The sequence below is a fragment of the Myxococcus sp. CA039A genome (assembly GCF_013336645.1).
In the GTDB taxonomy this organism is placed as follows: Bacteria; Myxococcota; Myxococcia; order Myxococcales; family Myxococcaceae; genus Myxococcus; species Myxococcus llanfairpwllgwyngyllgogerychwyrndrobwllllantysiliogogogochensis.
In genome coordinates this window covers 22,159-31,971 of the sequence record NZ_JABUMQ010000098.1, presented here as the reverse complement: position 1 = coordinate 31,971, position 9,813 = coordinate 22,159, and the positions used below count along the sequence as shown (strand labels likewise).

8 protein-coding genes are annotated in these 9,813 nt (G+C 65.4%); 4 read left to right on the top strand and 4 right to left on the bottom strand.

The genetic code is table 11. From position 1 onward, the window contains the following. Positions 1-323 precede the first annotated feature (323 nt). The 4 genes from HR086_RS18115 to HR086_RS18100 all read left to right on the top strand — a co-directional run bounded on the left by HR086_RS18115 (position 324) and on the right by HR086_RS18100 (position 2,701). Positions 324-782: an Imm30 family immunity protein gene (locus tag HR086_RS18115; RefSeq protein WP_174457677.1), complete on the top strand. Its 459-nt coding sequence runs from the start codon at positions 324-326 to the stop codon at positions 780-782. 82 nt (positions 783-864) lie between these two features. Beyond that, the gene (locus HR086_RS18110) at positions 865-1,116 is read left to right on the top strand and encodes a hypothetical protein (protein ID WP_174457676.1); all 252 of its coding nucleotides are present in this window, start codon (positions 865-867) and stop codon (positions 1,114-1,116) included. A 26-nt stretch (positions 1,117-1,142) separates the two neighbouring features. Next, positions 1,143-1,520, top strand: coding sequence for a hypothetical protein (locus HR086_RS18105; protein ID WP_174457675.1), 378 nt, complete (start codon positions 1,143-1,145; stop codon positions 1,518-1,520). A gap of 989 nt (positions 1,521-2,509) precedes the next feature. After that, positions 2,510-2,701: a hypothetical protein gene (locus HR086_RS18100; protein WP_174457674.1), complete on the top strand. Its 192-nt coding sequence runs from the start codon at positions 2,510-2,512 to the stop codon at positions 2,699-2,701. A gap of 870 nt (positions 2,702-3,571) precedes the next feature. On the opposite strand, the gene HR086_RS18095 is transcribed toward HR086_RS18100, so the two are convergent. From HR086_RS18095 to HR086_RS18080, 4 genes are all read right to left on the bottom strand, one after another. Continuing rightward, positions 3,572-6,442 carry a heavy metal translocating P-type ATPase gene (locus HR086_RS18095; RefSeq protein WP_174466237.1) on the bottom strand — a complete coding sequence of 957 codons (2,871 nt, stop codon included), beginning with the start codon at positions 6,440-6,442 and terminating at the stop codon, positions 3,572-3,574. Positions 6,443-6,467: 25 nt separating this feature from the next. Further along, positions 6,468-7,442, bottom strand: a complete 975-nt coding sequence (locus HR086_RS18090) for a vWA domain-containing protein (RefSeq protein WP_174457672.1) — start codon at positions 7,440-7,442, stop codon at positions 6,468-6,470. Next, the gene (locus tag HR086_RS18085) at positions 7,442-8,377 is read right to left on the bottom strand and encodes a vWA domain-containing protein (RefSeq protein ID WP_174457671.1); all 936 of its coding nucleotides are present in this window, start codon (positions 8,375-8,377) and stop codon (positions 7,442-7,444) included. Before HR086_RS18085 ends, HR086_RS18090 begins: the two co-directional genes overlap by 1 nt. Before the next feature lie 73 nt (positions 8,378-8,450). Further along, positions 8,451-9,767 carry a hypothetical protein gene (locus HR086_RS18080; RefSeq protein ID WP_174466236.1) on the bottom strand — a complete coding sequence of 439 codons (1,317 nt, stop codon included), beginning with the start codon at positions 9,765-9,767 and terminating at the stop codon, positions 8,451-8,453. Positions 9,768-9,813 lie beyond the last annotated feature (46 nt).

The following is a 9,813-nucleotide window of genomic DNA, read 5'->3' as shown; positions in this document are numbered from 1 at the left end:
GCTCATGGTGCGGGTACATGCCTACCTCAACGCGCGGAATGCACAGCGCTCTGCCTGTCCATCCCTGCGCCGAGCCGACCTCAGGCGTGCCTCCTGACGTCGTGCGAGAATCGAGATCGTTGGTTTAGATGGGGGGACTTGCAGGACGTAATGTTGTCGGAGGAAGCTTCGGCCTAAGGGGACCTAACTAGAGTTAGGGGTGGGATGGCCACCGACAAAGGGCATCCCCAGTTTGAGTGCATGGTGCGCGAATTTGTCCTCATGGGGTGCTCAGCTCTGCGGCTGAGGCGACAACTTCCCTGGCACAGGGGGGGGGGATAGGGATGGGTACTGAAGAGGCTGTTCGTGTGCTGCTGGAAAGCCGTCTGATGCGAAAGCGCGAAGAGGTCGTGCGTTTCGAAGGGGCGCTGGAGTTCTTGTCTTCTGCGTCCGATGCTGAAGCTCATCTGGTGGAGATGCATCTGGCTTTCGATGATGCCGCGAGACATCTGGAGGTGATGCACGGGCTTGTGCATCTTCTGGAGTCATTCGATGTGGCCGCGCAGGTGCGCGCATTTGTCGAGGTGCTGGACCGGCTGTGCGTGCAAGCACCAGAGTGGACGAAAACACTGCTGTTCCGACTGCTTGGCGATGAACTGGCGAGCGCCGAGTTGCGCAGAGCGCTTCGTTCCGGTAGTTCGAGTTCTCTTGATGCCGCCAAGCGTGTGCTTGCTCAAGTGGTATCAGTCGATGACGCCGCTTTTGCAGCGGATGCAAAGCAGGTTCTCGATGCCCTGGAGTGAGCGAATCGGCACCTGCTGGGGTTGGCAGGTTACGACGAGCGATGAGGGACGACCTCAGTCAGACAGTTGCGGAGGTCACGACATGAATGACGAGGTGGTTTTGGCGGCACTTCGAACCGAGGGAGAGGGGCTCTCGGCGGTGGAGCTGGCTGCCTTGTTGGAACGACTCACGGGAAGTCTCTCGCAGACGGTAATTGTCTTCTATCTCAAGAGAGCATTTCCCCACATCCCCCTGCGTATCCTGATTGAGTCGGGTGCCTGGTCGCGTGTGGGCACCGGGAAGCTCTCCGATGATCAGTTCAACGAGTTGCTGCGCCCTTGGCTGGGGCAGTGAGCTCTCCACATGTCGCTGGGTCGAGTATGAAGACCATCATTCAGCCAGAAGATTGGGAGACGGCTCTCAGCCAATGGCGAGGCGGGGAGGTCGTGGTCTGGATGTACCACGCCGGCCATCGGCTAATGGCGATCCGATTATCGCATTCCGAGATGTCGGAAGATCTCTACGTCGTTGGTGTCGGATGCCAGCAGATTCAGGGGCCATTTGCCTGGGGGCCATCCGCCCTGATGGTTTTGGCTGGGGACTCGGCACGCGAAGCGGGGAGCAGCGAAGATGGCTTGATACTTGATGCGGCGGCTGGTTTCCGCTTGTGTTGTAGAGATGTGGTGCTCGTGCGTGGACCAAGGGGAGGCTACGACGTGAGCTTCGAGGGCTTTCTTGGCGAGCAAGAGGATGCATGAAGGCCAGTGCGCAAAGAGCCGCTCGCTTTTGGAAGGAACTCCTCGAAGAGGTGGTCCGTCCTTCCGTGATCGTGGGTTTCGAAGACTACTATCGGCGCCTGTCCTCATGGGTCATCGGACATACCCAGGACTTCGGGGCCGAGTTGCTGGAGGAGAGCGGGCTTGCGGTGTTGGCTCGTCTGGACCCGAGTCGGTACCTGTCAAAGAGTCCAGAGATACGCTTGGACTTGGAACTGGCTCGGCTGTCTTCGGTCGCGCCGAAGTCCATGGAGTCCGTTGCGATGGCTCTCAGCGACACGCTGCTGGATATGGTGACGGTGTGGTCTGTCAGGGACTGTCGAAACTGTGGAGGGCCGATGCGTATCATGGTGGCTTTATCGGATGATGCGCGACGCCTCTTCCTGCGTTGTCGTGACTGTTCCCATGAGGAATGGGAGGATGGTAGCCGAGTGGAGACTCGGGTGAGGCGCGTCCTTCCCGCGACGAGGGGCGATGTCGCTGGACTACATTGAGCGCATGCGGTCTCGGAGGATGGGATGGCGGTTGATGGGTGACACAAAGCGATGAGCAACAAACTGAGTGAACAGGACCGGCTGATATGGGCGCAGCTCGTGGACGCACACCGCCGCTTTGGTGACGCGAGCCGAGTCTTCTTGGCCAAGGGCGTCGACAGGGCTGGATTGATTCGCCTTGCACTGAGCAGGCGCGTTGATAACACTGCGGTCCGCATGTTGGAGTCGCTCTCCTTGGCTGAACTCCAAGAGTTATTTCCAACGCTCCTGCACTTTGCGAGTTTCGGCCACGGAGCGGTGGGATGGTTCAGAAAGGCGATTCTTTCGCTCCCAAGAGCGTGGGTGATTGAGCGCCTGAAGCAGGATGTCCCACCCTCCTCAAGGCTGGTGACTATGATGAGTGGCAGCGCATCCTGGAGTTGTATGAGGAACTTGATCGTGCCCTGACGTTGCAGGTCGCGAAAGAGGCAGCCGCCCATGATGATCCTGACATTCGAGAAGCGGGTGAAGACTTCCTGGAGCGGCTGGGTGGGAGCCGAGAGTCGTGACACCCTGCTTCGTTCGTCGCGGACAGACCTGCTGTCGTCAGCAGGCAAGCTCTCCGGCTTCGGCAGGGCAGTGGTTGCGGCGCGCATGCAGACCTCGGAAGGTGTGCTCCAGTCGGGATGAATGCGGCTGTTGTTTTGAAGGGACGAAGGAGTTCTTGGCTGCTGCGTCAATTGGTTGGAAATAGGAGACTGAAAGCTCTTCTTGAGCATGGTTACGACGTTCAGTCACTTTCGCGGCGAGGGTGAGACTGGAATGCTCTAAGGGGCGAGGACTTCTGTTGTGTTTAGGGGTGATCTGTGATGGGTGGTGCGGAAGAGTGCAGGCGCTTAATTGTTGGGATGTCGACGGGTGATAGGGTTTTGGTTTATCTTGCGTATGCTAATCGAATAACCGTTACTGTTCGGGAGTTTTATGGTGATCATGATTCTCTGCGACTGAGTGACTGCAATGAGACTCTGCATCGATTGACTGGCCACTTGTTCGATCTCCAGTTTGACGGTGTTGATTCGGCGACCGAGGAGTCGTTCGCCAGAATGATTGTTGCAGATGCTGGTTCGCGTGGGTGGTTGCCAATGCTTAGGCGGTCATTCCCAGTTATCCATCCAGATGCTACTTGATCAGATGCGGGAGGCTCCGCGAGGCGGGACGCGAGCGCTGATGTGACGTAGGCAGAGCGGGCAGTGGCCGATGCGGCGCATCAGCAGGGGCTGAAGTCGACGGCGTACCTGGGGCAGTGTCCATCGTGCCCTGCTCTGGGAGGAAGCGCTCAACGGAGCGCGGGGAATGGTGTTACAGCGCACGCCGTCCGCGTACACCTCAAGACTGGCATTGAGTTCCTTGAAGAGCTAAGGAACAAGAAGCCCTGCGTTGCTCTCAGTAGCGAATGTGGCGCCTGTTGCTCCGTATCGCCGGCGTCCTGCTGCTCGCATTCAGGCACTGCCATCGTGAAGAACGGAGGAGGCTGGAGAGAAGAGTCCAGCCTCCTTTGGCTCACTGGGGCGCGGGCTGGATTCCCATCGAAGGCAAGGGCGTTGAGCCCATCACCTTGGGCCTGACGGCGAGCAGTCGCAGGCCGTTGGCGACGACGAGCAGCGTGCTTCCCTCGTGCAACACCACCGCGTGGCTGATCTGCGTCAGGCCGAAGAGGGTCGCGATGATGAGCACGGCGCTAATGCCCAGCGCGATGACCAGGTTCTGCTTCATCACCGCCGTGGCTTGACGCGCCAGTCCCAATGCGAAGGGTAGACGGGACAGGTCGTCGCTCATCAGCACTACATCCGCCGTCTCCAACGCAGCGTCGGAGCCCGCTCCGCCCATCGCCACGCCCACTGCCGCAGCGGCGAGTGCGGGCGCGTCGTTGACTCCGTCGCCCACCATGGCCACCGAGCCCTGACGCCCCATCGCACGCACGGCTGTCACCTTGTCGGCGGGCATCATCGGCGCTCGCGCTTCGTCGAGCCCCACCTGCGCGGCGATGGACTTCGCGACCCTCGCATTGTCTCCAGACAGCATCACCGTCCGGGTGATGCCCTGCTGCTTGAGCGTCTCGATGACATGCCGTGCTCCCGCGCGCACGGTGTCCGCAACCCCAAGCACTCCGAGGTAGCGTCCCGCCTTGCGCACCACCATCGTCGTCTGCCCCGCCTCCTCCAGCCGGTCCACCTGCGCCTTGATGTCGGCGGGAACAGTGTCCCCTTCGAACAGCGCGAGGCTGCCCACGTCCACCAGCGCGTCACCCACCTTCGCTCGCAGACCCTTGCCGTGGATGGCCTCCATGTCGCTTCCGGCCGGGGCCTGGATGCCCCTCGCGGACGCGGCCTCCACCACGGCGTGCGCCAACGGATGCGCCGAGAGCGCTTCCACCGCCGCCGCCGTCCCGAGCAGCTCCTCGTCCGTCACGCCCGCAGCCGGCGCCGTGCTGAGCAGCTTCGGCTTGCCCACCGTGAGCGTGCCCGTCTTGTCGAAGGCCATGGCATTCACCTTCCCGAGCAGCTCCAGGTAGATGCCGCCCTTGATGAGCACTCCACCTCGCGCCGCCGCCGCCACCGCAGACAACACGGCCGACGGCGTGGAGATGGCCAGCGCACACGGAGACGCGGCGACGAGCAGGGACACCGCGCGCAGAATCGCCTCCTTGAGCGGCATCCCCATCAACACGAGCACCACGGGGAACACCACCGCGCCAATCATCACCAGCGGGGCGAAAGTGCGCTCCAGCCGCTGCGCGAAGCGCTGGTTCGGACCCTTCTGGGCCTCGGCCTCGGCCACCATGTCCACCACGCGCGCGAGCACCGACTCCGAGGAGAGCCGCGTGACCTCCACTTCCAGCAGCGCCTCGCAGTTGACCGTTCCGGAGAACACCTCGTCCCCAGGCTTCTTGGGGACAGGCATGGACTCGCCAGTGATGGCGGCCTGCTCCAGCGAACTCTTTCCCTCTCGGATGATGCCGTCCAGCGGAACGCGGTCTCCCGGACGGACGACGACGCGGTCTCCTCGCAGCACCTGCGCGACGGGCACTTCCACCAGCTCGCCACCCCGGCGCACCCGGGCCACCTCGGGACGCAGCGCACCGAGCGACTCGATGGAGCGCCTCGCACGGTCCATCGCCCTGTGCTCCAGCGCGTGACCCGCGCTGAACAGAAAGAGAAGGAAGGCGCCCTCGAACCAGGAACCCAGCACCGCGGCTCCCAGCGCGGCCACCACCATCATCGTCTCGATGTCGATGCGCAGTTGGAGCAGCGACTTCACCGAACCCCGGATGGCGAAGAACCCGCCACTCAGGATGGACAGCGCCCACACGATGGTGGGTACCAATGCGGGCACGGGCGCGAAGCGCTCCATCAGCCACCCCGCGACGAGCAGCACCCCCGAGGCCACCACCAGCGGCATCTCCAGGAGCGGCGCCAGGCCGCCTCCGTGCGCATGGTGCGAACACGCATGGCCGTGGCTCGGCACCTCCAGCGTGTAGCCGAGCTTCTTCGCTCCGGTCTCGATGCCCTTCAGCGAGATGTCCTCGCTGTCGTACTCCACGACGAGTCGCTCACTGGCATACGCCACGTTCGCGGACAGCACGCCCGGGAGCTTGCCGAGCCCGTGCTCGATGGCCGTCGCCGAGTCGGCTGAACTCATCCCTCGCACGAACCACGTGTGGCTCTTGTACCGCTTCGCCACCTGCTCACCCGTGCGCTTCACCGTCGCGAGCAGCGCCGCCGCGTTCACCAGTCCGGGGTTGTAGTGGAGGCAGACCTCCGCGTAGCCCTGGTCCCGGCGCAGGTGCACGTCGATGACGCCGTGGTGCGCCTCGAGCGCGGCTTCCAACTTCTGGAAGCGGCCCGCGTCATCCGTCTCGCCCGGTAGCGCGTCCTCCAGGTCGAGCTGGAGCGCGACTCCTCCGCCTTCCGCCGAGCGGTAGCCCGGTGGTCGTACTCGCTTCGGCTTCGGGTGGTGGTGGTGATGCCCGTGGTCGCCGTGGTCGTGGTCGCACCCGGCTCCGTGCTCATGCGCGGCGGCCTGTCCGTGGTCGTGTGAGCACCCTGGACCGTGCTGATGCTCATCGCCACCGCGCGCGTGGTCGTGCTTGCAATCGGGGCCGTGCTGATGCGCATCGGCACCGTGCGCGGAGTCATGCCCGTGCTGATGCGCGTCGCCACCGTGCGAGGCGTGGTCATGCGTACACCCCGGCCCGTGGACGTGCCTCTCCTCGCGCTTGGGGCCGATGATCTTCAATCCCTTCAGCACGGGCTTCGCGGCGGCCGGCTTCACCGCCGCGAGGGACGGCCCGTGGCCATGTCCGTGGTCATGCTTGCAGTCCGGTCCGTGGACGTGGTCGGCCTGGGCATCGGTCTTCTTCTGCTCGGACATGGCGTCTTCTTCCTGAAGCTGAAACCTAGTGGCGGTGTCCGCCGTGCTTGCGGGCAGGGGCGGGGGCGGGAGTCGGAGCACGCACGGGCTCGGCCTCCTCCTCGTGGTGGTCCTCGTCCTCGTGCTCCTCGGGAATCGGCTGCGTGAAGCGCTGCCCCGCGACCTCCAGGGTGAACGCCTTGCACTCCGGAGGAACGTCGAACTCCAGCACCGCGGGGAGCCGACCCTCGTACGACTTCAGCGTCTTGCCCTGCTCGTCGTAGACGGTGCCACCAGCAGCCACCGTCATCGTCTCGTCCACCAGCACCGCCACCAGCTCCGCCATCTCCTCCATGCGGTCGGCGATGCGGTGGCACCACAGGTGGCCCACGCCCGGATACGTCTCGTGGGAGATCTCCTCCATCTGCTCCTCGTCCACCTGGTCGCCCACGCCGACGAAGACGAAGCTCATCCGAGGCAGCCGGCCCGCCGCGATTTCCTTCGCCACCTGAGTGGCATAGGCCCGCACGTCGTTGCCGTCCGACAACTGCGAGTCGGTGATGATGACCGCCAGCCCGCGCCGCGCGCCCGTCTGCACCTGCTGCTTCATGTGCGCCACGAAGTCGCGCAGCACCGGCAACATCACCGTGGCCTTGCCGTAGGCCCTCGGCCCCGGGAAGCGGAAGTCCTTGGCCTGCACCGCCGACAGCAGCCCCACTTCCTCCAACTGGCTGCCATCCCCGGTGGCCCAGTACGCCACGCGCACCTGCCCGTCGCGGTCCTTGCTGGCCAGGTACTCCAGCATCCACCGCATCTGCGGCTCGACCAGGTTCTTCACCGGAGCCAGCTTGGCCAGCACACCGCGAGGACCGTACTCGTCCTCCATGCTCGCCGAGCCATCCATGTAGAGGGCCACGTCCAGCCCCTCCACCGTGGGGTCATGCAGCAGCGTGGCCACCACCTTGTTCCCCATCCGATGCACGTCCGAGAACGGACGCACGATGACTTCGTGGCCAGCCATCAGTGATGGTCCTCGTCTTCCTCGTGGTGGTCCTCATCCGGCAGCGGCTGGGTGAAGCGCTGGCCGTTCACCTCCAGGGTGAAGCTCTCCGCGCCCTCGGGCACGTCGAACTCCAGCACCGCGGGCAGGCGGCCCTCGTACGTCTTCAGCACCTTGCCCTTGTCGTCGTAGATGGTGCCACCGGCGGCCACCGTCATGTTCTCGTCCACCAGCACCGCCACCAGCTCGGCGACCTGGTTGATTTCCTTCGCGATGCGGTGGCACCACAGGTGCCCCACGCCCGGGTACTCCATGTGGGCAATCTTCTCGAGCTGCTCCTCGTCGATGGCGTCACCCACGCCAACGAGCACGAAGTTCAGCCGAGGCAGCCGTCCCGCTGCGATGTCCTTCGCCACCTTCGCGGAGAACGCCTCCACCTCGTCGGCGTCATGCAGCTGTCCGTCGGTGACGATGACCGCGCAGCCTCGGCGAGCGCCCTGCGGCACCTGCTCCTTGAGGTAGCGCACGTAGTCCTTCAGCGCCGGAGCCAGGAAGGTGTGGCTGCCCAGCTTCTTCGCGCCGGGGAACCTGTACTGCTTGACGTCCACGCCCTTGAGCTCGCCCACCACCTCGACGTCCTTGCCGGAAGCGCCGCTGGCCCAGTAGGCGACGCGGAGCATGCCGTTGCGGTCCTTGGTGGCCAGGTACTCCAGCATCCACTGCACCTGCGGCTCCACCTGATTGGCGGGATCCTTCAGGGGCGCGCCGCGCAGCCACTCCAGGAAGGAGCGGTTGGGACGTTCGTACTTGTACTCCTCCTGCATGCTGCCGGACGCGTCCATGTAGATGGCGACGTCCAGGCCCTCGACGGTGGGGTCGTGCAGCAACACCGCACGTACCTTCCCCTCCTCGACGTGAAGATCCGAAAACGGCTCGACCGGCTTCTCGTGACCCATCGTTCCCCCTGCCAGGTTGGGGGCCGAGGCTATCACCTTCCGGCGGGGTTCCACGCCCTCGCGCGAGGCGCCCTCAGTCCTCGAAGTCGGACATCCAGTCGGGCTTCTTCGAGGGCCCGGACGCCGAGGGGGCGGACGGCTCACGCCGAGTGCCAGGAGAGGGAGCCGCCGGGCGTGGCTTCGCTCCAAAGTCCTCCATCCAGGAGGGCGTGCCCGGCTTCGCGGGAGGCGGAGGCGCCGCCGGCTTCGCCCGCGTGAGTCGAGGCTTCGCCGCCTCCGGATGCGCCGCCGCGTGCGCGTTCAGGAAGTCCTGCATCCAGTCGCTCGGGCGCGGAGGCTTGGGAGGAGCGCGCGGGGGCAGGGGACGCTGGGGCGCGGGGCTCGTCACTCGCGGCGCCGACACCGGGGGCGTGCCACCTCCCGCGCGGACCCGTGAGCGAAGCGCGCGCTCCGCTTCCGTGGGCCAGCCCGGCAGCGCGGCCAGGGCCTGACGGGCCAGCTCCAGGAACGCGGGTGTCGCGGCCTCCAGCGGAATCTTCACCTTCTCCGCGCGCAGCCACTCCGCCATGCGCGTGAGCAGCCCCGGGTGCTGACGGCGCAGGATGGCCACGTCACCCTTCACCTCGTAGCCGCGCAGCTCCAGCTCGGCGATGGCCATGGCGCGGCTGGGCACGGGCAGCTCCATCCGGGCCAGCGCCTCCGGTCCACGATTCGCTCCGGCGTCCTCCTGGAGCTGGGTGAGCACATCGTGAAGCATCCGCGCCACCATGGGGCCGTTGGAGGCATTGCCCATCTGGAGCTCCGGAGGCACCGAGGGCCACGTGAGCACCAGCCCCTGGCCCTGGGCGATGACGTCCGGCCGGTCTCCCGGCAGGAGCGCCACGTAGCCGCGCGGCGCGGCGGCGCTCTCCATCGTCTGCGCGTAGTGGAACGCGTCGGCCGCGCCCTGCGTCAGCCCCGCGAGCACGTCTCCCCGAGTCACCGTGAGCTGCCCCGGCACGCGCTGCGGTGACGTGCCCGGCCACGGGCCGGACAGGTGCCCGTAGAGGTACACGGGGTCGTTGAAGCCCTCGGCGTCGGCGGGGTGCTCGACGAGCTCCACGGAGAAGAAGAACAGCTCCGACGCGGCGATGCGCCGAGGCGTGCGTCCGGAGGCGACTTCGTGGTGGGTGAGCTGCGCGAGCGCGGTAGCGGGCAGGCGGCCTCGCTCGCTCGCGGGAACGACGTGTACCCCGCCCAGCGCGTCCAGGCCCACCAGCCACTCCGGCTCCAGGGCGTGGTTCGAGTCCAGTCGGAAGGCGTCCACCACGTGCGCGATTTCGGAGGCGTCCGACTGGACGGGCTCCGGCGGCGTGGCGGCGTGGGGGATGAAGTAGCGGGGCAGGTTCACGGCGGCTGCGTCAGGCTCCCGCAACCGCGCGGACCGCGCAAGTTCG